21 protein-coding genes are annotated in these 24,560 nt (G+C 41.9%); 4 read left to right on the top strand and 17 right to left on the bottom strand.

Features of this window, described 5'->3' with window-relative positions; genetic code table 11:
* Positions 1 to 268: 268 nt before the first annotated feature.
* The 3 genes from HMPREF1505_RS01390 to mazG all read right to left on the bottom strand — a co-directional run bounded on the left by HMPREF1505_RS01390 (position 269) and on the right by mazG (position 2,760).
* Positions 269 to 1,183 (bottom strand): ribonuclease Z, encoded by a 915-nt coding sequence (locus HMPREF1505_RS01390; protein WP_036921406.1) that lies wholly within the window; start codon positions 1,181 to 1,183, stop codon positions 269 to 271.
* 108 nt (positions 1,184 to 1,291) lie between these two features.
* The gene (locus tag HMPREF1505_RS01385) at positions 1,292 to 1,849 is read right to left on the bottom strand and encodes a lipoprotein (RefSeq protein WP_036921404.1); all 558 of its coding nucleotides are present in this window, start codon (positions 1,847 to 1,849) and stop codon (positions 1,292 to 1,294) included.
* A 29-nt stretch (positions 1,850 to 1,878) separates the two neighbouring features.
* Entirely contained in the window at positions 1,879 to 2,760 is an 882-nt protein-coding gene (mazG, locus tag HMPREF1505_RS01380) for a nucleoside triphosphate pyrophosphohydrolase (protein ID WP_036921400.1), read from the bottom strand.
* A gap of 145 nt (positions 2,761 to 2,905) precedes the next feature.
* Here mazG and HMPREF1505_RS01375 point away from each other — a divergent pair, with 145 nt between their 5' ends.
* The gene (locus HMPREF1505_RS01375; RefSeq protein WP_036921398.1) at positions 2,906 to 5,599 is read left to right on the top strand and encodes a valine--tRNA ligase; all 2,694 of its coding nucleotides are present in this window, start codon (positions 2,906 to 2,908) and stop codon (positions 5,597 to 5,599) included.
* A 95-nt stretch (positions 5,600 to 5,694) separates the two neighbouring features.
* Here the strand turns inward: HMPREF1505_RS01375 and HMPREF1505_RS01370 are convergent, their stop codons facing one another.
* Both HMPREF1505_RS01370 and nth read right to left on the bottom strand, forming a co-directional pair.
* On the bottom strand, positions 5,695 to 6,405 hold the full coding sequence (locus HMPREF1505_RS01370; protein ID WP_036921395.1) for a DUF2461 domain-containing protein: 711 nt from the start codon (positions 6,403 to 6,405) through the stop codon (positions 5,695 to 5,697).
* A 135-nt stretch (positions 6,406 to 6,540) separates the two neighbouring features.
* A complete protein-coding gene (nth, locus tag HMPREF1505_RS01365; protein ID WP_013265335.1) occupies positions 6,541 to 7,188 on the bottom strand; it encodes an endonuclease III in 648 nt (215 codons plus the stop codon).
* 120 nt (positions 7,189 to 7,308) lie between these two features.
* Here nth and HMPREF1505_RS01360 point away from each other — a divergent pair, with 120 nt between their 5' ends.
* On the top strand, positions 7,309 to 7,530 hold the full coding sequence (locus HMPREF1505_RS01360; RefSeq protein WP_036921392.1) for a hypothetical protein: 222 nt from the start codon (positions 7,309 to 7,311) through the stop codon (positions 7,528 to 7,530).
* Positions 7,531 to 8,017: 487 nt separating this feature from the next.
* Here HMPREF1505_RS01360 and HMPREF1505_RS01355 read toward each other — a convergent pair whose 3' ends face one another.
* The 5 genes from HMPREF1505_RS01355 to HMPREF1505_RS01335 form a co-directional block, all read right to left on the bottom strand.
* Positions 8,018 to 9,076 carry a relaxase/mobilization nuclease domain-containing protein gene (locus HMPREF1505_RS01355; protein ID WP_036921390.1) on the bottom strand — a complete coding sequence of 353 codons (1,059 nt, stop codon included), beginning with the start codon at positions 9,074 to 9,076 and terminating at the stop codon, positions 8,018 to 8,020.
* On the bottom strand, positions 9,060 to 9,491 hold the full coding sequence (locus tag HMPREF1505_RS01350; protein WP_036921388.1) for a hypothetical protein: 432 nt from the start codon (positions 9,489 to 9,491) through the stop codon (positions 9,060 to 9,062). The genes HMPREF1505_RS01355 and HMPREF1505_RS01350 overlap by 17 nt, the downstream gene beginning before the upstream one ends.
* 362 nt (positions 9,492 to 9,853) lie before the next feature.
* Complete coding sequence (locus HMPREF1505_RS01345) at positions 9,854 to 10,321, bottom strand: DUF3408 domain-containing protein (RefSeq protein WP_008448421.1); 468 nt, start codon at positions 10,319 to 10,321, stop codon at positions 9,854 to 9,856.
* A gap of 4 nt (positions 10,322 to 10,325) precedes the next feature.
* Positions 10,326 to 11,336 carry a toprim domain-containing protein gene (locus tag HMPREF1505_RS01340; protein ID WP_036921425.1) on the bottom strand — a complete coding sequence of 337 codons (1,011 nt, stop codon included), beginning with the start codon at positions 11,334 to 11,336 and terminating at the stop codon, positions 10,326 to 10,328.
* Positions 11,337 to 11,555: 219 nt separating this feature from the next.
* Positions 11,556 to 12,830 carry a VapE domain-containing protein gene (locus tag HMPREF1505_RS01335; protein WP_369758951.1) on the bottom strand — a complete coding sequence of 425 codons (1,275 nt, stop codon included), beginning with the start codon at positions 12,828 to 12,830 and terminating at the stop codon, positions 11,556 to 11,558.
* 630 nt (positions 12,831 to 13,460) lie between these two features.
* Between HMPREF1505_RS01335 and HMPREF1505_RS13675 the strand changes: the two genes are divergently transcribed.
* Positions 13,461 to 13,745, top strand: a complete 285-nt coding sequence (locus HMPREF1505_RS13675) for a helix-turn-helix domain-containing protein (protein ID WP_036921422.1) — start codon at positions 13,461 to 13,463, stop codon at positions 13,743 to 13,745.
* Between the two features lie 3 nt (positions 13,746 to 13,748).
* Entirely contained in the window at positions 13,749 to 14,039 is a 291-nt protein-coding gene (locus HMPREF1505_RS01325) for a helix-turn-helix domain-containing protein (protein ID WP_036921383.1), read from the top strand.
* 142 nt (positions 14,040 to 14,181) lie between these two features.
* Here HMPREF1505_RS01325 and HMPREF1505_RS01320 read toward each other — a convergent pair whose 3' ends face one another.
* From HMPREF1505_RS01320 to HMPREF1505_RS01290, 7 genes are all read right to left on the bottom strand, one after another.
* Positions 14,182 to 14,733, bottom strand: coding sequence for a 3'-5' exonuclease (locus HMPREF1505_RS01320; protein ID WP_036921380.1), 552 nt, complete (start codon positions 14,731 to 14,733; stop codon positions 14,182 to 14,184).
* A gap of 2 nt (positions 14,734 to 14,735) precedes the next feature.
* Positions 14,736 to 15,398, bottom strand: a complete 663-nt coding sequence (locus HMPREF1505_RS01315) for a YafY family protein (protein ID WP_051412284.1) — start codon at positions 15,396 to 15,398, stop codon at positions 14,736 to 14,738.
* Positions 15,399 to 15,563: 165 nt separating this feature from the next.
* Entirely contained in the window at positions 15,564 to 16,217 is a 654-nt protein-coding gene (locus HMPREF1505_RS01310) for a hypothetical protein (RefSeq protein ID WP_036921377.1), read from the bottom strand.
* 8 nt (positions 16,218 to 16,225) lie between these two features.
* On the bottom strand, positions 16,226 to 16,693 hold the full coding sequence (locus HMPREF1505_RS01305) for a hypothetical protein (protein WP_231480315.1): 468 nt from the start codon (positions 16,691 to 16,693) through the stop codon (positions 16,226 to 16,228).
* A gap of 77 nt (positions 16,694 to 16,770) precedes the next feature.
* The gene (locus HMPREF1505_RS01300; RefSeq protein ID WP_036921372.1) at positions 16,771 to 17,460 is read right to left on the bottom strand and encodes a PP2C family serine/threonine-protein phosphatase; all 690 of its coding nucleotides are present in this window, start codon (positions 17,458 to 17,460) and stop codon (positions 16,771 to 16,773) included.
* Positions 17,461 to 17,462: 2 nt separating this feature from the next.
* Positions 17,463 to 23,000 (bottom strand): ATP-binding protein, encoded by a 5,538-nt coding sequence (locus tag HMPREF1505_RS01295; protein ID WP_036921370.1) that lies wholly within the window; start codon positions 22,998 to 23,000, stop codon positions 17,463 to 17,465.
* A gap of 3 nt (positions 23,001 to 23,003) precedes the next feature.
* Entirely contained in the window at positions 23,004 to 24,560 is a 1,557-nt protein-coding gene (locus HMPREF1505_RS01290; protein WP_036921368.1) for a hypothetical protein, read from the bottom strand.

The following is a 24,560-nucleotide window of genomic DNA, read 5'->3' as shown; positions in this document are numbered from 1 at the left end:
GGCACCTATTGCAAGTCAATTAGGCGTCTTTTAGAAGCCAAAAGAGCATATATTGATTTCGAATTGCATGAAAATAGCTTACAAATATCTATCGATATAAGAACAACTTGTTTATAAAAGATGGATAGACATGATAATTGGTAGATATTTAACCCAAGTCGGTCATTAGAGCCTAAAAGGTTTTATATTATATAAAAAGGTGTATGCAACCTCTTTATATGATATTATAGAAGATAGAATGGCATCAAAACAACTCTAACAAACCGACTTATATATCAAAACTTGCACCTTCTTGTGTCAGGAAACTATTAGGAAATATTTCTTTAGCTTCATCTAATAGCTGCTGTTCATTACCATAACGGGCTGAGTAATGCCCTAAAAGAAGTTTCCCTGCAGCTGCATCCAGAGCCACCTGTGCTGCTTGCTGTGACGTACTATGCCAATAAAGACGAGCTCGATCAGCATCTTGCGCTGCGTATGTACTTTCATGATAGAGCGTACTTACCTCTTTTACAAGATTATGGAGTGTTTTAATGTATCGCGTGTCAGAGCAATAAGCATAGCTACGAGCAGGTGCAGCAGGGGTTGTTAGCTTATTATTAGGAATCACATCACCCTCTGGCGTTACCCAATCAGCCCCAGCCTTTATATTATTAATCTGACTGATAGGAATATGATAAAAGTCTATCATGTCACGACGAATATGTGGTAGTGTTGGTTTCTCACGGAACAGATAACCACAACAATCAATACGATGCTGCAAAGGGATTGTTTCAACCGTCAGACTCCTATCCTCGTAAACCACCTTATTCTGCTTTGTATCAACAGCATGAAACACTACTTCAAACTCTAAACCCTGACAAAAAAAGTTCAGTGTCTGGTCAAGAATAGGCTCAAACGCAGCGGGAGCGTAGATATGTAACGGAGCCGTACGCCCTGTCATACCAAAGGTTGAAATCATACCAGGCAAACCAAAACAATGGTCACCATGCAAGTGGCTAATAAAAACAGCTATAATCTTTGAGAAATGTATGCGCGACCGACGAAGTTGTATCTGTGTTCCCTCCCCACAATCAATCATAAAAAGCTTCTCCCTAAGCTCAACTACTTGGGAAGAAGCATTATGTTGCAAAGTTGGTAACGCACTACCGCAACCAAGAATATGTACTTTGAATGGTTCCATATAGACTACCTCATGTCTTCTCATTCCACCCTTTTAAGAGAGGAATGAAAAGATTAGTTTTCTAATAATAGTCGTCACATTCTCTTTAAAGAGAGTATAGCGAAGAACTTACTTACCCCTTGTAAAGACAAAAAGTCCCGATTTATTCTCTAATGACAATGTGTCCGCACCAAGGCTTTCTACGTCAAAGGTGTCTTTTGACAGAATCAGCTTACCATTCCATATTTTCCATGCTGTCCATGGATTCTTCTCAGACTGCAAGCTTGAAGTAACGCTTCCTCCTTCTTTTATCTCAAAGTTGCGATCAAGACTACTCCAGTTACCTAACAAAGAGGTAAGATTAATCGCTGAACGCATAAAATTATCACCATACTCTTTATAACCAATAATGGCAAATCGGTCACCATTAATCTTTCCACCTTTAACAACTTCAAATGTATCATTTGGGTTTACAAGATATTCAAGTGTATCACCATGATCGGTAAGCAGAACAATAGAGTTCATACCACCATCCACCATCGTACCATAGATAGTACTATCGTTTGTGGCAACAGAGTCTTCAGCCTCTTCAGTTTCAGACATCATAGACTTAGGTTTGCTATCCTTACAAGAGATTGCTACTGCAAGAATAAACAAAGACATGATAAAATAAAAGGTTCTTTTCATATTTACACTCCTCAATTTTTATCGTAATTTTAATTGTTAGCAGCCTTAGCTTGATTCCATAACTCATCCATTTCAGCAAGAGTTAAGTCTTTTATCGTAACACCCTTTGCCTTAGCAGCTTCCTCAATATAGTTAAATCGCTTGATAAACTTCTGATTCGTGTGCTCAAGAGCATTATCAGGATTCAAATGATAGAGGCGTGCTGCATTAATAAGAGAGAATAAAAAGTCGCCAAGTTCTTCTGTTGAACGTTGCTTATCCTCCTTCATCAGCTCGCTCTTCAGTTCTTCTAATTCTTCATATACCTTATCCCAGACCTGCTCTTTCTCTTCCCAATCAAAACCAACATTGCGTGCCTTGTCTTGGATGCGGTAAGCCTTAATAAGACTTGGCAGTGAATTGGGCACACCAGAGAGTACCGAAGTGTTTCCGTCACGTTCACGTTGCTTGCGCTGTTCCCATGTTGATTCTACCTGAGAAGCAGTATTAGGAGTTGTCGACTGTGCGTTCTTAGCAACCTGTTCTTCTTCATCTTTGTAAACTACTTGTCCTGCAGCATTAACTACCATATCAGAACGTGTCACACTCCAACCCGTCCAATCGATAAAATCATGTCGAAACATAAGTTTGTCGGATTGCGCATTGCAGACATCAGCAACATCAAACTCCCCCTTTTCTTCACCCAACATAGAATAGAAGATAACATGTTCCATGACGTCTCCAAGCTCTTTACAGATATTCTTTGAGTCATTTTTTAAGAGCGCATCAGCCAATTCAAAGGTCTCTTCAATCGTATTGGGACGGAGGCTTTCATTAGTCTGTTTACTATCCCATGGACACTCCTTTCGGAGTCGTTCTTGAATGTCTAAAAGTCGGGAAAAAGCTTTCAGTTTATCTTCTTTAGTATGCAAAGTCTTGATGTTTAAAGTTAAACATAAACGTTAAAGTACTCATCAGTGTACTATTATTGATGCAAAGATACGCTTTTTAGGCGGATTTTTTGTACTTTTGCATCGTAATTTTAAAGATAATAAAGAAATAATAATATACGAGACAATGGAATTAGCAAGCAAGTATGATCCACAAGTAGTGGAATCAAAATGGTACCAGTATTGGCTGGACAACAAGCTTTTCAGTTCTAAGCCTGATGGCCGCGAGCCTTACACTGTGGTTATTCCTCCACCAAACGTAACGGGTGTGCTTCACATGGGCCACATGTTGAACAACACGATACAGGACATCTTGGTAAGACGTGCCCGCATGGAAGGTAAGAATGCATGCTGGGTACCGGGCACTGACCACGCAAGTATTGCTACAGAAGCAAAGGTTGTGAACCGCCTCGCAGAGCAAGGTATAAAGAAGACTGACCTCACTCGTGAGCAGTTCCTTGAGCATGCATGGGATTGGACACACGAACATGGTGGCATTATCCTCAAGCAGTTGCGTCGACTTGGTTGCTCATGCGATTGGGATCGTACTGCTTTCACCATGGACGATACTCGTAGCAAGAGTGTTATCAAGGTATTCTGCGACCTCTATAAGAAGGGCTACATCTATCGTGGTGTACGCATGGTTAACTGGGATCCACAGGCTCAGACGGCTCTTTCTGACGAAGAAGTAATCTACAAAGATGAGCATTCTAAGCTTTATCACCTTAAATACTATGTTGCTGAAGAAGACCAAGCAAAGGTTGAACGCAAGGATGAAGGCAACGTAATGCATAAGGATGCGAAGGGTTACTATGCTGTTGTTGCGACCACTCGTCCAGAGACAATCATGGGTGACTCAGCTATGTGTATCAACCCAGAGGACGTTAAGAACACATGGTTGAAGGGTCTTCATGTTATCGTTCCATTGGTAAATCGTGTGATTCCAGTTATTGAAGACATCTATGTTGATATCCAGTTCGGTACTGGTTGCTTGAAGGTTACACCTGCTCACGACGTTAACGACCATGCACTTGGCTTGAAACACGGTTTGGAAACTATTGATATCTTCAACGATAATGGTACTATCTCTGAGGCTGCTGGCTTGTATGTTGGTCAGGACCGTATGGATGTACGTAAGCAGATATCAAAGGATTTGGAGGCTGCAGGCCTCATGGAGAAGGTTGAGGACTATGATAACAAGGTTGGTTACTCGGAGCGTACACACGTGCCTATTGAGCCAAAGCTGTCTACACAATGGTTCTTAAAGATGCAGCACTTTGCTGATATCGCCCTCGCTCCAGTCATGGACGACGATATAGAGTTCTATCCAAAGAAGTATAAGAACACATATCGCCACTGGTTAGAGAACATCAAGGACTGGTGTATCAGCCGTCAGTTGTGGTGGGGTCATCGTATTCCTGCTTACTACTTCAAAGATGCAGAAGGCAAGAATGCCACCGTTGTGGCAGAAACTACTGAAGAAGCATTGAAGTTGGCAGAGGAAATTAATCCTTCTGTAACAGCTGCCGACCTTGAACAAGAGAGCGATTGCATGGATACTTGGTTCTCAAGTTGGTTGTGGCCAATCTCTGTCTTCGATGGAATCAACAACCCTGACAACGAAGAAATCAACTACTACTACCCTACCAGCGACCTTGTTACAGGTCCAGATATTATCTTCTTCTGGGTAGCACGTATGATTATGGCAGGCTATGAGTATCGTGGTAAGTTCCCATTCAAGCATGTTTACTTCACAGGTATTGTACGTGATAAGCTCGGCCGCAAGATGAGTAAGAGTCTTGGTAACTCACCAGACCCAATCATGCTCATCGAGAAGTATGGTGCTGATGGTGTTCGTATGGGTATGATGCTCTCTGCACCTGCAGGCAACGACATCCTCTTCGACGAGACACTTTGCGAACAGGGACGTAACTTCAACAATAAGATTTGGAATGCCTTCCGCCTCGTTCAAGGTTGGGAGACAACTGATGCTGAGCAGCCATTGGCAAACAAGATTGCTGTTGAATGGTTCGAAGCGAAGTTGAAGGAAGTAAATGCTGAGATGAACGAGCAGTTCAAGAGCTATCGTATTTCAGAGGCTTTGATGACTGTTTACCGCCTTTTCTGGGACGAGTTCTCAAGTTGGTACTTGGAGATGATTAAGCCAGAATATGGCAAACCAATCGACAAGCTCACCTACGAAGCAACCCTTAAATTCTTCAATTCACTCTTGAAGATGTTGCATCCATTCATGCCTTTCATTACTGAGGAGTTGTGGCAACACATCTATGAGCGCAAGGATAACGAGAGCATCATGCGTGACGAACTCAAACTTGATGCACCAAGCAAGGAGGAATTAAAGCTCATCGAGGCTATTGAGCAGGTTAAGGCGATTGTCAGTGGTGTGAGAACCGTACGCAATCAGAAGAACATTGCTCCAAAGGTTGAGCTCGACTTGAACGTAATCGGTCAGAACAACTACGAGGCTTACAACAGTGTAATCATTAAGATGGCTAACTTGAAGGCTATTGAAGTGGTAACTGAGAAGAGTGGTGACGCATCAGGTTTCATGGTTGGTACCGATAGTTTCGCAGTTCCAGTGGGCGACTTGATTGACGTTGCAGCTGAGATTGAGAAGCAGGAGAAGGAGCTCAAGCATCTTGAAGGCTTCCTCACAGGTATCAAGAAGAAACTCTCAAACGAGAAGTTCGTAGCAAATGCACCTGAAGCTGTTATCGAACGTGAGCGCAAGAAGCAGAGTGACTCTGAAGAGAAGATTGCCGCTCTGAAGGCAAGTCTTGAAGAGTTGAGAAAGAAGTAATCTATTATCTCTTTGACTAATGGGTTCATTAGCCAAAGCGTTTTAGTACATATAAAAATAAAGAGGAATGCCTTTGCGTTCCTCTTTATTTGTTTCTACTCATAATCATCTACCACATTATTGATGAAGTCCATCATAGGCTTACCCGTCTTGCAGATATGTTCTAACTGTTCAACCCAGCCATCGCCCTCGAAGAAGTCATCAGGCACAGACACCCAACAGCAATAATCCTTCATTCGAAGATACTGAAGATGCTCATAATCCTTTGGAAATCCCTTTGGAACAGTCTTTAAAGCTGCAAGTCCAAAGCCTCTCTTACTTACTTTATCGTCGGTCCACTCGCCTTCATTAGGTCGTCCGAACAAATTAAGAAAGTCCTCATTCTCAACATCTTTACGCCATTCATCAATGTTTGCCATGATTTCATTGCGACATGAAGTCAATATATTCGTAGGCAACCAATAGCAACCAACAGCTACCAAGCAGTTCCCTGGCTGAAGATGTATATAATAACCGCCTCGCAATGCCTTTCTACCACGTGCACAGATGTATGCACCCAAGTGGCGTTTATACGGACTCTTATCAGGTGAGAAGCGTACATCACGATAAAAACGATAGGTACAATCCTTTGCCGTCAAGTGTGAAACCTCATCATCAAAGGTTGCCAAACAAGATATTATTTGGTCAATTCCGTTCTCGAAATCAGCCTTCACCGCATCGTATTCAGCCTTATGCTCCTGAAACCATTGCTTATTATTGTTCGCAGCAATACCTTTCAAGAAGTGTATTATCTTCTTTGTATTCATAATCTTTTGCGTTTTATCTTGTTTAATTTTACACTATCAATTCATTCACTTGTTAACTCGTCAACCGTCAACTATAAACCTACCATCAATTAACTCGTTAACTTGTAAACTCGTTAACTCGTCAACTATCCTATCCTACAACTTACTATTCTCCAACAACTTTGGACAGATATCATCAAAGGGACAATGCTCGCAATCAGGCTTAGCACTCTTGCAAACATAACGTCCATGAAGCAATATCCAATGGTGGGCATCCGAGACCTCCTCTGTAGGGATATTCTTCATCAGATAATCCTCAACCTTACGAGGCGTGTTAGCTGTTGAAGGAACCAGCCCCAAACGATGACTGACACGGTAGACATGCGTATCGACAGCAAGTGTTGGCTTACCAAACCACACTGCTTGAATAACATTTGCCGTCTTACGCCCTACTCCCGGAAGCGTAACGAGTGCATTAGGGTCAGAAGGTACCTCACCATCAAATTTCTCAACCAACATCTTCGACATCTCTACCAAATGTTTTGCCTTTGAATTTGGGTAAGAAACACTCTTCACATACTCAAATATCTCATCGGCAGTAGCCTCTGCCATCGCCTTTGCATCTGGATAATGACGAAACAATTCTGGTGTTATCGCATTGATTCGCTTATCCGTACACTGAGCAGAAAGGAGTGTCGCACAAAGAAGTTGGAAGGCTGAACCAAAATTTAGCTCAGTCGAAACATGCCCAACATTCTTGCGAAAATAACTCAGTGCATAATCATATCTTTCTTTTCTTGTCATCTTGTTCTTATGAACTTTACACAGTTATATTTATTGCAAAGTTACTAAAAACTAACAGATTATTTGGTCCTTTCCGAAACTTAATGTAATTTTGCATCAGAAATAAAAAACAAATCAATTATGATAACTCCAATGACAGGACTGATTGCACTGCTAATCATCGCACTGATTGGCTGGGTAGTCGCAGAACTTAAAGACAGGTGTGTTACATTCGTTCACTCTGAAGAAGAGGCTGAGGGCGAGGAAGAAATGAGAGAAGCTTACGAAGCACATGGTGGCAGAGAGCTAAATCTGAAAGACTTGCTTGCACATAACAGTACAAACGGCTACAAGTCTATCTAAGATTAATAGCAAATAACATAAAAGACGGGAATGATATGGTCGTATCATTCCCGTCTTCTTTATATTATATAATGTGGGATTGACCCTCAGAAGTTGGTTTTTATAGGAGTAAAACACACATAACTGCTTTGAAAAATCATTACATAAAAAGGGAGAAAGGAAACTTCTTTTACCATGAAAACATCAAAAAAGACTACATTCATAACCATCAGAGAATCAAATAGTTGCAAAAGCACATCATAAAAGGTGCTTAATTGCATTGCAAGATAACATCTAAAATACAACTTATTGAAAATAAAGAAGTTACCTTGTTGGCATAACTGAATAGGTAACGATTTGGAAACGAGCGAGCTACTTGGCTTTGCTGTTTTCTGCCTAACAAAGAACGCTTGTTATTCTGTCTGCAAAGATAATACTTTGTAACCGAATAACAAGCGTTTATGCTAAGAAATTCTTTGTTTTGCGTTTTTTTGTAAACTCGTATGGCTTATAGTTTTCTCCCTCGTTTCTTTCTGTTCGCTTGGTATCTGAGCTTGCGCTGCCATGCTGCTTCGGCATAATCATCGCCCTGTGCGGTTGGTGTAATCATCCCGCCTAAGCCTTCCAACACTTCATCGACTACGCTCATGGCAGTATCAGCCACTGCGTCAATGGGACTTTGCATTTGTGGGATGTCATTGTCTCGTGAGATAGAGGAACGGCTTTTGGGTACAAGTTGATAACCTGTATCAGGCTGTTCGTTCTTTTCTATCGGTTCCTGTATCGTTTGGTGTGGTCTTTTTAATGCTTCTTTGTTAGTTGGTTCAAAGTTATTCTTCAGGGAACGGTAGCCGAACTCCCTGCCTATTTCCGACGCCTTGAAAGATTGTCCTCTGTATGAGAAATTCAAGCCATAGACCTTTCCCTGCTTGTTCTTCACGCGCTCTATGGTAATGCCGTTCTTGTTTAATTCGTAGAGGAACATGGAATTTCCCGTGATGCCTGTACCTTTGTATTTATCAAGCAGGGTATAGCATATTCTTTGCAGTTCTTTCTTTGCTTCCTCCCTTGTGGGATTGGCTTTTACCTTTTGGTGTTTCCTCTCCGCCTTGACCTCCTTTGCGATAGTCAAGCCTTTCTCCCTGCTGATGTCCTCCGCCACCCTCGCTGCCCTGTTGCTCACAAAAGTGGTGTCATATACCTCTCCACACAGACTGATGCGGTTGGCGATGATATGAATATGCCTGTTATCGGTGTCCTTGTGGGTTACGGCTACCCATTGGTGATTGTCAAGCCCCATTCGCTTGGCAAACAGATGAGATATCCTCATCAATTCAGAAACAGGCAGTTTCTTCTCGTCCTGCGGAGCGATACCTATTTCGATACGGAGGAACTTGTTCCTGCATCGGCTGTTGTAGTCGCTGACCACCTTCATTTCCTCATGGATAGCCTTCGGCTCCCTGCTGCAAAGATTGTGGAAGGCAAGCCGACAACCGAGCTTGCCCTCCCTGAAAATATAGTCCAATGCCGTGCTTCCGTGCGCTATCGCCTTACACTTTCCTATCATCTCTCGTCAAATTTAAGACCTTATAAATATCATCATCAATCCGAAAGTGAGGGTCGAAAAAACGCTTAAATGCTTCTTTGGCACATATGGAAAGGTTCTTGGTTATCGGCACCCATGACTCGTCCTTTATCCTGATGAGGTTGGAAACCTGTGCGTAGTACATTCCCGTTCGGTGGAGTACGGCAATGGCTTCCTTTTCATTGTCGGTCATCTTGGGAACGGCTACCACTTCACCATTCAAAAGAATCTCACGGCAGTACTCGGAGAACTTCCGCCCTGTGCTTTCTGCTTTTGCCTTGATGCGCTGCTTCTCCTCCAAAGTACACCTAACCTTGATGAACTCCGTCTTGTTCATCTGTTTTTCTTCATTGTCCTTCTGCTGCCATTGGGTAGCTTTTCTTCTGTATTTCTTCATATAAGTTTCTCTGAAAGTTAAGCATTATGGATGATTCGTTGCTGCTTAATTTCTGAATGATGACCGATGAGAACGGAGTGATTACGGTCTAATCTCCCCGACTGTTTGATGAGGGGAGCAAGCGCAGTTTGTGGGTACAAACTGACGTCTTGCAATATCAGCTGAGATGCCGATAACACCTAAGGGTGTTGCTCCTACCGAAACTGGATGCACGACATTCCGTGTCTAACTGCGTTCGTGGCATTCCCACCTTTCTGTCTTTTAGACAATAACATAGTCTTCGCTTCTTTTGGAAAAGGGTCGAGGGTTTCAAGGAAAAGGGAGGGCCTTTCCAAGAAAAGCCCTCGCTCCTTTTTTCGTGCTTATAGCTTTCTCCACTTCTCTATATCCTCGTGGTATTCCTCCAAATGACTGCGGACGAGGTTCTCCACGAAACTTGAAAGGTTGCTGCCCCTGTCGCCCAATCTTCGCACGATGAGGTCTGCACGTTCCTGTGTTTCCTTGCTCAGATAGACAGCCTTTCTATTACTGAGTTTGGCAGGTAAAAGATAGGCTTGCTTGTAGGCTTCAAGCGTTTCCTTTCTCATTTTGGCACTGATGCGTTTCTGAACGGGTGCATTCTCTGGCAGCCTTGCTTGTTCAGTTTCGTGTGAAAGCTCGGTACACCGTGATACCTCTGTGTTCTGTAATGGCTCGACATCCTCTGATGGCTTACCGCTCCGTGTCATCTTTGTGTGCTGCTGGCTACTTCTTCCGAGCAGTTCTTCTTCGTTACCACCTAAATAATATGAAAGGTCATACTCTACCTCTGTTGTTTTCTTCTTTTCCATTTTTCTATCTCATTTTATGTTTAACTTGTTTTACCTTTATGGAGTTGCTTTGCATTTGCTGCATCACCTGTGATAGTTTCTTCTGTTGCTCACGTACCCTATGTACGTGATATTCGTTGAGGTCTTTGAAGTTCCTGTAATGCACTGACATATCCTCGACCTTGAAACCAGCCCTGATGAAATCATTGGTTGCCCTCTTTCCTGCATCATCATTGTCAAGGAAGGCACGGATATGGGTTAGGTGTCGGCCGTTCAGATAGCGGATAGCCCTTGCAACATTGCTTACGGAGTTCATCACGAGGCAGACACTCGTTACTTCTTCTTTCATTGAAAGGAGAGAAAGGAAATCTATAAATCCCTCGAACACGCATACAGGCTGTATCTTATCAGCGTCCTTGTCTCTCAACTTGTCTATGAATATCGGAGTAATGTCCTTCGGAGCAATCGTTCCCTTGAACGTACCGTTATCTCTAAGCTCATAACCTCCCGATTGATTGGCAAAGCCGATGGCTTGGTAATGATGGCCTCTTACCTCATAGCTGATACAACGTAGAAAGGGTGTAGCCTTTTCTATATTGATGCAGCGTTCTTCTGTGAGGTATTTCTGCAAATGGAGTGGCAAGGTGTCTGATATACCTATCAGTCTCCTTGCTCCACCATTTGTAGAGGCTGCCTGCCTGATACTTTCCTGCTTAGAAGTGTCTTGTACCCTCTCTCTTTGAAGGCTGTGCGCAGTATCATCGGGATCGTTTCGTCCCAATTGACGGATGGCTTCTAATAATGTGCAGCCCTCCAACCGCATATAAAGGTCGATAATACTGCCGCCCTTGCCTTCGGCATAGTCTATCCAAAGGTTCTTTTCTGTGTCCACCTTGAAACTTGGATGCATATCTTCACGAAGCGGTGAACGGTAGAGGGCATAAGATGGTGTCCTACGCACAGATTTGATACCTTTCCTTTCAAGATACTCCACTATGGGGTATCGCTTGATGAGTGATAAATCTTCTTCTTTCATTGTTATTATAATTATTTGGTTGAACATTTATTCATTCTGATTTTAATATCGGATTATATCTTGATTATGCTGATAGGGCAAACTTCATTTATTCTTTTTCGTTTCCTAAAGTTTTTCCCCTAAAAACTTTTTTCACTTTCTTCTTACTACATATATTTTGATTGTAAGTAATTGACATTCAGGTATGAGTTGTAGTAAACAACTATACTACATACGCTACTACATCAAACTACTACAGCTATTTACCAGTGGGCAGGGGTGGATTTTCCTAATCTTATACACATAGACAGGACTACAACCTTCACGCCTCTTGCTTACCTTTTCAAAGCCAGCCCTTTTGAGTGCTTCGCCCATACGTTTGAGTGTCAAAGGCTGATGGGTATAGATGCCTAAGTAGGCGAGTATTTCAGTAGTGGTCATATAAGTACAATGAGGATTGTCCTCTGTTGGCTTTTCAAAACAGCGTAATAGTAGTTCCATTTCAGCGGTCTGCACTTGGAAGTCCTCACTCTCCCTGTATAGCTCCGCTATCTCGTCATCATTGAACCAATAGCGGAAGCCTGATTTTAAAAGGGCTTTGGCTTCGGTATAGACGGCATCCATAGAAATAGCTTTAGCTCGTTCAATATCAATGGCAAGCACCTCAAAGGGCAGGAAGCGTCTGCTTCCTGTCGGGTCGGTCAAAAAATCGTTGCCGTTCACCGATGCTACGAAACTCGCCAAATGGGGATGTTCCTCCACATACTTGTCGTAGGGCATACGATATTTGACCATCGGGCAGGTGATGAGGTTCTTGAGTTCGTTCTCATCACGCTTGTTGAGGGCTTTGAGCTGGTCGTCTATGTTTACGATGAGGTTTTGCCCTATATAGGTGAGTGTATCTTTCTCCTGCGGATATATCTTACCTGTGTAGCTGTAACCTTTAAGCGCAGGCGGACAAAGCAAATCAAGAAAGGTAGTCTTGAACTTACCTTGTTCTCCTGTCAGTACAAGGCAGGTATGGTTACGGCATTCACGGTTGTCCATCGCATTGGCAACCACTGCCACAAGCCATTTGGTAAGGTACGGCAGCCACTTCTCGGAGTTACGGACGGTAACGCACGGTGCAAGATTGGCGATGGCGCATTGGTTTATCTCTATCTTGTACAGCACTTCTGAAGCATCAACCGTTGGCAAAGCCTTGAAATACTCCTGTATGGGATTGATACGGGGAGAAAAGCTGCTTTCAATGATGGAATAGAGATTATCAGCGGAAGTAATAATACCTTCCTCGCTATCAAGTTCCCTGCGAAAGGTATTGATGTCATAACGGCTGACCTTGCTATACACATTGGCATACTTGGGAGAAAACTCTGTTCTGCCAAGTACGGTGTTAAACCTGAAGTCATAATGGGTGGAGAGGTAGCTTTCTATCTCCTTGTTTTTGGAAGTTTGCCTACTATGCTTCGGCTTGTCTTCTGCGTGTATATTGCTATTGTCTGCGCATTTCTTCATAATCGTCCTAAAATGATTTATGAAAGTGAAGTTAAGGAGGATAATTCTGATAGCCAAGCATTCTCGGTGTGCTTGCATAATGTTGCATAGACTTGCTATAAAATTCCTTGTAGGAAATCATCAAACATCTTAGTTTTTAGTGGATTAAATGGAGAAATCAAAGGATAAAAGGAAATGATACAAATACCAATAATTGATTGGCTTTGTAACAAACCACATTCAAATGCGGTATTCTGCACATTTGGGTAGTGAGCTATAAGTAAAGGAATAACAAAGAACGGATAAGGCGAAAATAACAACCTATTTAAACAAAAAGCAATCCACAAAAAGATGTAAGCAAAAATTAAGAGCTTATCTCTATGTTCTCTGAAATCTTAGAACAAGGCAGAATACTTATGTCAAATGGTAGGTTGTACCTTTATAGCTATTGGCAGTGAAAGAAGAAAAGTGGGCGTATCAGCGTTGATAACGACATGGAATGAGGAAAAGAAATTCATCGTATTTCCTTTGTTTTCCCTGCTGTTCCTTAGTGCTTTGAGCATAAGGAAACTATCCCTACTTTTGCATCGTGATGGGGCGCAGAACGCTGCAACAAAAGAAAACAGTAACAACAAACAAAACAATAGAAGTATGGGGTATTTAATAATTACAGACCAGAACTGGCAAAAACTAAGGGACGAGATATTAAGTCTTGCCGACTGCTGCCACAAGACATTTGGAGAGAAGTCTAAGCATACCGACTGGCTGCACAATGGTGATGTGTGCCAGCTGCTTAACATCAGTAAGCGCACATTGCAGCATTACCGAGATACGGGCGTACTGCCCTTCTCACAGATCGGGCACAAGTGTTATTATAAACGTGAGGACGTGGAGAAGCTGCTCCTTGCGAAGACGGACAAAACTAAAAAGCAATAGAATATGGAAACAGCAAAAGATTTGAATTTTGGCTCGGACGAGATGCAGGTGGTGCTTACCGCACTGCACGATGTGGGCAGGAGAATAAAGGAAGTGGGAGAAACGCACAAGCCCCTGTTTGGTGGCGAGCATTTTCTCACAGGTAAGGAGGTATGTGAACGGCTGTATATCAGTCCTCGAACATTGCAAGATTATAGAGATAAGGGGATTATACCTTATACGCAATTTGCAGGGAAGATACTCTATAAGGCTTCGGACTTGGCGAGGTTACTGGAAGAGTATTACAAGGTATAACAATAAAAACACCTAACTAAACATAGCCTGTTAGGTGTTTTTTGCTTTAATCTTTCCTAAGATTCTTATAATATATTTACTTCTGTTTATAAAGTATATAAATCCAACTTTTTGAAAGTAAGAGCCAATTTGTCAAAGTATATTATAACTTTCCAGTACAAAAGTTCAAATCGCTAACATCTGCAAAATTGCCATCTTTTATCTCTTGCAAAAATAGCCGAGCACACATTTCGGCATCATCGCCAGCACGGTGGTGTGTACCATACGATATAGAGAAATGGTCGCAAAGATAGTCGAGCGAATTACAACCGAAATCATAGATATGTCGGGCGGCACAGAGCGAACAGTAATAATCAATGTCAGGACAAGGTAGATGGTGTAGTTGTAAGGCATGGCGAATACATCTCATATCAAAGGTTGCATTGTGGGCTACCAGTACTGGGCAATCCTTGAGATACGTTGTGATTTCCTCCCATATCTTTGAAAATGTAGGTGCGTAAGCTGTGTCTTGAGGGCGTATGCCATGTACCTGCATATTCCAATAGCTATACCTGTTATCTTCGGGACGCACCAACCACGACTTGGTTTCAACCACTTTTCCTCCTTTTACCACACATATACCTGCTTCACAGATAGATGAACGTTTGGCTGTAGCGGTCTCAAAGTCGATAGCTATAAAGTTTATATTGTTCATTTTTATTTCTTATAGTGGTATAATATATTTTCTGTAAATTGCTTCATCTCCTGTCGCACACTTTCAGGTTCTAACACTTCTGCCATATCTGTTTGCGCTAAAAGTGCTTGATAGAAATCGAACGTAGGACGCACATTCAACTCAAAAGTGATGGATTCATCATCTTGTGCTATGATGCGTTGAGAATGATGTAGGGGTAGACTTTCCAAATAGCAGCAATGAGGTTTCCATGCTTTAAGTACTATCCTTTCAATGGGGATATTCTTGTTGGCTATAATGCCATAACAACCCTCAAAATATTCCTCAATATCGAAACTTTTCTTCATCTTAAAGTGCTTATCGGTTAGCGCCATATCAAGCACTCTATCGAGGGCATAAAGTCGATAGTCGTCAGCAGGGCGGTTGCCACCATCCTCTTTGTTTTGCCTTTGGTTGCGTTCAGAGTAATAAGGACTACGAGCCAGCACATACCATCTACGGTTAATCACTTTCAGATAATAAGGCTCTATCTCAAAACTATTCTCTATAGGTTTACCAAATCCTTGATAAGTGATGTAAAGCATCTTTTCTTCTCGCATAGCCTGCATGATACTGGTTAGCCATTCATGTCCCGAAGGAATATCCTCGAAAAGTATTCGCCCTTCCAGCTTTTTATCAGCTTGCACTTGGTTAAGTACACTGTAACTATCAATCAGCCAAGAGCGTAAACATAGATGTCAGTAGTATTAGACAGAATTATTATACATTATTAAATACAAATACCGTACCATTGCTATGATAAAAATCAGATATACATCACTTTAAACCTATAAATCTATAATTTTACATAGTTAAGCCTTTTGTATCACCAAAACATCTTCAATCGATACAAAGACCTCTCTGCCATAACGGCTTTCCTGGTGGTTGTAAGTGTTGAATTTTGCGCCATTGTCAATATCAATATCCAGTACATTATTCCAGTATTGACCTTCTTGAAGAGGATACCCTGGATCAAGGCAGAAGAGACGCAAATATGCCTTTTGTTCTTCGTAGCCAATCACCGTTATGGCATGACCACCTTTTCGTTTCCAAGAAAAGCCAAGTTCTATTGGTGAATGTTCGTCTAACGAGGATTTGATAATAGCATATAATTCTTGCTTCTTTGCATTTTCAGTAGAATACCATGCGGTGGACACGCACTTTTTGAAGGCGTGCAACAATTCCGTATTCAAGACTTCTAACTCGTAACCTTCTCTGACCAATCCTTTGGCGTTATTCAAGAATGTGTCCACTAAACGACCTTTAGAACTACGGCCATCATGTTTTTTGTCCAAATCTGTAACATCTAATCGTTTTATCGAGCGGTTGATTATTAAGCACATCATCAGACTATAAACAGCACAAGCTCCATCCATATCACCCTGATGAAGGTGAATGAGGTCTTTAGTTCCTGTGGCGACAAGACCATTGGACGTAAGGGAAACCTTATCGATTATATGTATCATAAGCCAAATTACATAAGTTCGACGGCTGTCAGCTCACTACTGGTTTTATAATTGCCAATCAAGTCACCTCGAAAAACTTTTCCAGCCTCCAGTCTTTTACCTTTCTCAATCTTGTGAATATAGAGGAGGTCATTGGGTTGAAGGCTACTGTTTACAGCTTCAATTACCATCAATGCCTTTTTTTCTTTATGCTCAACGACTTTAAATTTGACTGTTCGATCCATGTACTTTACAAGTACCTCGGAGTCCAACTCTAATTCATGGATGTACACGGCGGAATCTTGAAATCCCCAAATACTATCTACGGAACGAGCCAAAAGATAATCATCCCATGTCGAGAAACCCAAGTATAAGGCTATGGTGTTAAGCGTATAAGAGTTGGTACGGTGGTCGTCATCGATATAACCCATTAATCGTTTGAGAGTAGTTACACCGATGGAACGCTGCGTTACGTCCAATATCAACTTGGCCAGCATGTCAAAATCCTTTGCCTGATCAAAGAGCAAACCAGATTTATCTTTTAGGTCGTCAATTACTATATTGCTTAATATCATTATACCGTTACTTTTATGAATGAATAATTATCATCCATGTCGGGAGCCATATCATCCAAACACTTCAGATTTACCTTGTCGCATGAAACTGCGTATTCTTCAACAGGGAGCTGCTTATGAAATCCATCAGAACATAAAAGAAACGTATCTCCTTCTGCAATAGATAGGACTTCAATAGGTATCTCTTCCTTAATTTCATCACCCATGATGGCACGAGTTACAATCGCTGCATACTTCTCATAGATAGAAGAAGTAATGGCCATTTTGTTTGAGAGTTGCTGAACAATAGAATGGTCTGTTGTGCAGAAATCCATTTTGCTCTTGCTAAATTTATACACTCTACTATCACCAAGCCATGTTATGTATGCATAGGTACCTTTAATAAAAAGCACCGCAATGACAGTTCCCATTTTTTTACCACCAATTTCCATCTGTTTAATCATAAAGGCATCATTAGCAAACACTATTGATTCCCTCAAAAGATTTTCAGGAGTATAATTGGTAGTATTCTGCTCCACATACTCCACAATACTTTCAGCCACAGTTTGTGAGGCTATCTCACCATGTGAGTAGCCCCCCATACCGTCAGCTAATACAAATATTGCAGAGTCTGCAGACAGTGAACGATGGATTACATAATCCTGGTTCACTGTTCTACTTCCTCTATTTGAATATTCTATTATGTTCATTCTTATTTTACAGCTTGTATAGTATCTCCACCGTGTTTGGTTACACGAGGACGAATGCTAATCTTTATCGGACGCTGAGTAATCGCTTTATCAGTCGCTTTGTTAGCCCATAGGTAGGCTTCACCCGAGCCCAATGCAGCCATTTCAGTAGCCGTCAGCGTTTGAAGTGGAGTTATAGCCTTTTGAACATGCTTCACCCATGCAGGTGAACTAAAGCGGTGCATCACTACCATCGAACTAAGTTCGATGATTTCTGTAGGCAAACTCATTGGATCCTGACTGGCTATCATGATTGAAACGCCCTTATGACGCATTTCACGAATCGCCGTAGTAATAGAATCTACTAGTTCCTTGTTGTTCATATACTTATGAGCTTCATCAAATACAATAAACTTATTGAATGCCTTACCATCCACAGTCATCACACTTGAGAATATATTGAGCATGACAACAAATAAGCCTAATGCTTCTTCTTTTTCGATAAACTCATCACGCAAGTCAACGATGATAAGTCTGCCCGGGCGAAGGTACTGCCGCAGCTTACAACCATCAGTAATATACTCTTCAGCAAAGTCCAATTTGGTATTGGCCAATGCTCTTTGAGAAGTAGAAAGGTGATCACTATTAGCAACGCCAGAACGTATATTGGCCAGTGACATATTGTGACGACAAGCCTTCATAATCTGTTTCAGTTCTTTGATATAAGCAGAATCATTGCCCATCGCAGCTAAGAGGAACAACCAGTCACGAACCGATAATTCGCCTGAATCAAAGCCAATTGAATGAACTTCCAAATCAGGATATTGAGCTTTGCGCAATTCGACCTGAGCTTCAGGAGCAAGAAGGACTACATCTTTTACTGAATTGGGCTCAGCACCGTATTCAGCTTTCAACTTGGCTAACTGCCCAGCTTCATCATTAGGATATACCATTGATGTGAACTCAGGCGCATAATCCATACTTTCACTGAAATGGAATATCACACCTGCCATGGGTGCTGGCAACTTGTTCACGTTAGAGAACTGTTTGAGCACCATTTCTGTTACAGAACCAATCGTATAGCTCTTTCCTGCGCCTTGCACACCAAAGAGGCTGATGGTATTGCACTCATTGAGGTCCATACCAATAACACGACCATTGGATACCATCTTGCCCAGAACACCGAATTGAGGCGATTCGCTATTCTTACCAATGATAACATCCACTACAGGTTCTTTGTAGTTTGGATCAACCTCCGGAACAACGACTTCATCGTCATGAGATGGTTGCGACGGTATATCCTCTACAGGAGTATCTGTCACAGGAACATCTTTCTCCGGCTTTTCTTCCTTGGTCGGTTCTGTTTCCGAAGGCTGTTCTTCAGCTTCTGGAGTGACTGCAGGAGGCGTTTGAGGTTGCTCAACGTCCTCTTTAGGTTTATCGAATACCACAGAATCGTTATGTTCCTTCTTCTCAGATTTTACTGATTCAGCTGGATCATTATCCACCTTTTTAGGCACAATAACTTCATAGTCAGAATCATCAGTCGGAGCAACCACTGTAACAGGCTTTACTGGCGATTCTTGAGTTGGGCTTGTTTGCTCGGCAGGAACGAAAGTGGGTTCGAAGAAGTTCACGAACTCATTGTCCTGAGCCTCCAATACCTGTGTTTTCAAGTTGCTATTCTCATCAAGAATTTGCTCGATAACAGGATTGCCCATCGTATAAATCACCGTATCACCATAGAAATCTTTCTTTTGGCGCTCAGCCTGCATAAAGTCGAAGATTACGCCAAGATGCTTAAATCGAATAGTATAGCCTTCGGAGAGTTTACTCAAGAACACCTTGTACTCATGAGCCTTGTCCGGATTTAGCTGGCCATATCTCAGTGAACGGTTAATATAGAACTCCAAGAGAGACTTCAACTCAAGCACTTTCAGCTCTCGATCAAGTCTATCATTGCCATCCACTGCAATCTCGAAGTGAGAACGCAGGGCGAAGATGGTATTCTCAATTTGATTTACAATCTTTTGATGAAGTTCGTCTGCTTGGTAATAAGCATTTCTGCATTTAATCTCAACCACATTGAAAAGGATTTCCTTACGGCTGGTATCAATCTTAACCACCAAGTTGTCGGCTCGTTCTTGCTTATCACTATCCAAATCGACAAATAGTTCCTTATGAAGGTCAATAGGAATCATGAAGGATTCTGTTGTGATGCCCTTCTTCTCCAAAAAACGCTTCGTCAACGTGGTACCAATCACCTCAAAACCTTTTCTCGACGTTGTATTCACCTGCATGATGAGTGAACTACTAATTGAACGAACATCCTCAAGAATCTGCTTGAAATTCTTCTTGTCCTCAATGTTGATGCCATACTGCTTGAACAGAGGAACCATCAGTGCTGCGATTTCACTAGTAGGTTTCGTCGTCAAGTAAGATGAGATACCAGTAGCTTCGTCGTTAGGCACATAATCCAACAGATATGGAACGTCAGAATCGCCAAGACAAGGAAGGTCATAGAACTCAGGTCCCATATTCTTGTCAAACGTAACCACCCAGTCACTGCTATCATGAATGAATGACAAGAGCATCATATCATTCTCCTTCAATCGCAACGTTGTGGCTGGCACAGACTCTTCAATGGTTGAAGACAACATCTTACCAATCACTTCCTGCAAGCGAGCAAACAAACTAACTTCAAGGTTGGCGGACTCTGAAACAGGATTAGGCAAGCTCTTGTTAGAATAGTATCTATTCCACACAAAGGTTTTACCCACAGGCTTCGCTTCTACAATATCTCTGCAGATAGTGCCATTCAAGAAGAAAGAACGGCTTAGTTCGCTTGGACGAGCAGGCTCCGTGTTCACAACAAACGGATTCACTAAGAAAGAAAGATGAGCCTGATAGTTATCATGCTTGTTGATAAAATCGCTCGTCTTATTCAAGGAGAAGCGAAGTTTAGGGAACAAGCGATTAGCAGAAGCTTGTGAGAAAACCTCTGCATAGTTTGCAACTGCTGATTCAGGGTCGAGCAAATCCTTGAATGCTTCACCAGATTGCAACATATTCTCATCGGTAAACAGTCTGATTTCATAAGCCAATTCATGACCAATACCAATCTTCTCCAGTCTAACCAACGCCTCTGCAAACGTAGCCGCATCACCTGCATTAAACAGGTTGATAACCAACTTATCAGTATAAGGGTGAGAAACGCTGTAATTAAAAAGATGGCGTACCACCAAATCCAAGTTCACATCGCTATCAATACGCTTTTCTCTTGCTACATTCAGCAACATCGAAACGTATGATTTCAACTGACGACTACCTGAAGAGAATGCCTCCTCTGACTGCGTAGGTTGTGCATAAGCACCCCAACCAAAGGTAAGTTCACCAATGTACTGATATGCTTCCTTTAGAGGGTCATCGCTAAGCACTATCGGTGCCACGTTCATTGGTATTTGCCCTTGGAAAAGCTTATCCAGTTTACGATACCAGGCTTTTCTATACTTAGGTACTTCAATTGTACGATCTTCCCAATCTTGATAAAGTTCGTACAGATTCACCATCCAAGCTAAACGCAACGGATGTAAAGGACTTACCAACTTAATTTGATTCTTGCTGCCGTCAGGCATTTCTACGGATAAGAGAACCGTATCGATGTTCTGCAGCTTAACCACATCGTCTGTATTTAAATCCTTCTCCAATTCCTCATTGAGCCAAGTATTGTACTCAGCAAGATAGGCTTTAATCAGACCCAAATTGGTTGTGAAGTCCAAAGTGCTTGTTAAGCCACTTTCGTCCTCGGCCGATTCTCTAATGATAGCAAAGAGGTCTTCTCTTAAAGCAATTAATTCATTGGGAATATTGACATCTGAGGCAGGCACAAACAGCGGTTCACGATTAGCCGTATCGTTCGGATTCATCAAGTAAGCATCTGTTGGATTTCCGCCTAACAGTGCCTCGACATGACCAAACACATTGGTATTCTTCAAGAAAGTAGATTCCAACTGAATTAACTTCTTTGACAGCTGTATCTGATAGGCATAAGCAGCACCAAAGTCAAAATGATAGGTATTATTCAAGTTACCATCCACCCACATATTACGGTCAACACCATCTGTAGGAATATCCAAGTCTTCATTCTTTGCCAAATGGGCCGAACGATATAGAATAATAGCTTGTGTAAAGCTATTTACCTTAGCTCGTTTATCAATTTGACCTTCGGGCACATCACCATCGTTTACAATGGTGAATACAGCAGATTCGTTGCAATATGCCACGTGGTGTTCCAAACGATATTGTTCCATTTGGAGGTTCGGGCTCTTTTCCTTTGCCTCTTCCCAAGCTGCTTGTACGAGGTCTTCTTTGAACTCTTTCTTCTGTTCGAGTACAATGCCATTCTCATCAAGCGCACGAACACGCAGCAAGTAATCACCTTCATCAAACATGCCATCTGCAATGTTCACAGACATCTTACGTGACGCACGCTTATTCGTGCCAACTTTGGCTTTCTTTATAACACCAACTTCTGAAAAATCGCTGATGTCAACCAGTGCTATTTCAAAAGAAACAATCGCAGGATTATCCTTTGGAGCAGGATCAGTAGTAATGGTAAAAGATACCTTCGACTTCTTCTCGGTAATGATGTTTAACACAAAATTGCCTTCGTCGTCTCTAACCAATTCTTTCTTCGAATCCTTACCCGTGTTCAAGTCAACCATTACCTTTACTGGGCCTGAAGACCCAGTTTCAAGCCATGGAATATTGGCATAGTTAAACTCTGGATGATTGCGCAGAATAGATTCAAACAAAGAATTAGCATCTTCTACAGAATCATCAGAGGTAAGAAAGCTCATAAGGGCACGTTGAATTGTTCCTCTCTCGATAGGAAGAGAAGAAATGCGATCAGCTGCAGTCAAAGAAAAATCAGAGATAATAACTGAAGCCTTTTCTTTGTTCAGCATGAAACGTCTGCGCACAGCATTCTCATCCCTGAGAAGCGCCATGTCAGGCCACATGCCAAACACAAATAATCCATTACCCCATGCTTCATCTGAGAACTGGTTTAGTTCCAAATAAAGTATGTACGAGATTACATCATTCTTGTAGGCATGAACCTCGTCTCTAAGCAGTTCAAATATCTGTGTCCAGCTATATTTCTTTTCCTCCGGAATCTCGTCAATCAACTTTAGAATGAAGGAATCCTGTAGGTCTGATGCTGACAAATTTTGGAACGTAGCATCACCATAAGAGTCTTCTGCTGACGTTCTGCTATTGGTCGGTACCAAGATGAGCACTGCCTTTGTGGGGTCATTTCTCAATTCAATAAGCTTGGTAGCATGGATAAATTCCTCTCCCTTTTCTTCTTCAGAGAGAATGAACACCGACAAATCCTTATTGATGGGGCGCAACAAAGGAAGCAGAACACGAAGTTCTTTCAGCGCGAGGCCTGTAATCTTCATACAATGCCCCGGACGAACTTGCTTCAACTTTGGTGCATACGTTTCAACAACATGTTGTATGAAACGGTCGTAATATAGAGTTCTTATTTCTTCCATTGTTTACATTTTATAGCGTGGGCGAATCTTCTGTAGGATGCAAGCGTCACTCATATCGGTATAGAAACCAATCTGACGTAGTTTATCCTTAAAAGCTTCAACATTTTTACGGAATGCTTCATTCATTTCCACATCCGCATTGACAAAACGCTTCTCGTTTACACCATTGATGATTAAGCCATACCGGTCACGAATTTCACTGATTAATTCGTCAATCGATAAAGAACGAGTTTCGTAACCACCAGTAGGCTTTTCCTTTAACACAAGGAGCTGCACCAATGTCTCTAAGAGCTTCGAGCCGAGTGCACCACGTCGTGGATGGCGGCGTGAGCGACTATCAGCCAAAAGCATAGATGAAGAGTTCTTCATTGCCACTGCATCAAGAAACTCATGTAAGTAGCGATACTGATAGTTACCCAAGTTTGATTTTTCTAATACATGAACCAACATATCGAAGTAGTCATCTTCAGGAAACAGCTCAAGCATTTCTCTGAAGTCTTCTTTATCAAACTCTTTCTCATCCGAGTTGGGAAGATCCTTCCGGATTCCATTCAAAACGGATTCATAGAAACCATCTGACTTATTGTTCTCTTCTTTCAGTATTCTCAGCGCTTCGTCAATAGAGCATGGTTTTCTGTCTTGAATGATGTCAGCCATGTAGGTAGAACGAATGTATTTGCCAATGCCATTCTGCATCCTTTCTACATCTTTACAGGCGTATGCAGAAACAATGCTGTCCAAATCGTCAGTCACATCAACGAGCATCGACCAGTCGTCTTCTACTTGACGTGAACCTGCATCCACCATCTTCGGAAGCAAGTAAATCAGTTTCATTGCATACAAAGCCAAATGAAAACCACAAAGGATTCTCAGATAGTCAATGAATACGGCTCTTGGGAGCTTATCCTTGTAAAGAAGCAACCGACGAATATCGTCATTGAACAACGTAGCCTGGTCACGGAGGAACGGCTGTGGAATAGCCTCTGCCACTTTATTTAATGTCTTACGCTCACGCAAAGGCTTGGTGATATAAAGAATACCTGTAGTATCTACATCCAGATCTTCACTTGATACGATTTCTCCCGTCTGCTTATCCCAACCCTTACTAAGGTAGCGTACCAATCCATGCATTACTTCCGGATTGCTTCGCAACATGAGATAAAGTTGATCTGAGGCACGGTAGTCACGACAGAATTTACTGTTCTGAACACGAAAACTTAGCAAATGAAGCGGCTTTAATGTTGAGACATGCTCTTTCACCACGTTGCCGCGATTCACCAACTCCAATAGCGAACTGCGGAGCCAGTCTTCCACGCCATCAGGGTTGTCGCTTACGCCATGCATCACACCTTGATTTTCCAAGGTCGCCAAGTTCTCTTTTAGTATGTCAATGGTATATTCTTTACGGAAAGCCATTGATACCGGAGCACCGTCAGCATACATCTTAATAAAAAGATTGGTCAGCACACGGTCTAGCTTTACCGACTTAACATCGACATAGAATATTTCCTTATTCAGGAAGGCCTGTACGCCTGTTCCTTTCTTTAGTTTTAATATCAT

Origin of the sequence: Prevotella sp. ICM33 (genome assembly GCF_000517825.1) — a bacterium.
GTDB classification, from domain to species: domain Bacteria; phylum Bacteroidota; class Bacteroidia; order Bacteroidales; family Bacteroidaceae; genus Prevotella; species Prevotella melaninogenica.
The sequence above is the reverse complement of the archived record's forward strand: the minus strand, read 5'-3'. Positions and strand labels throughout refer to the sequence as shown.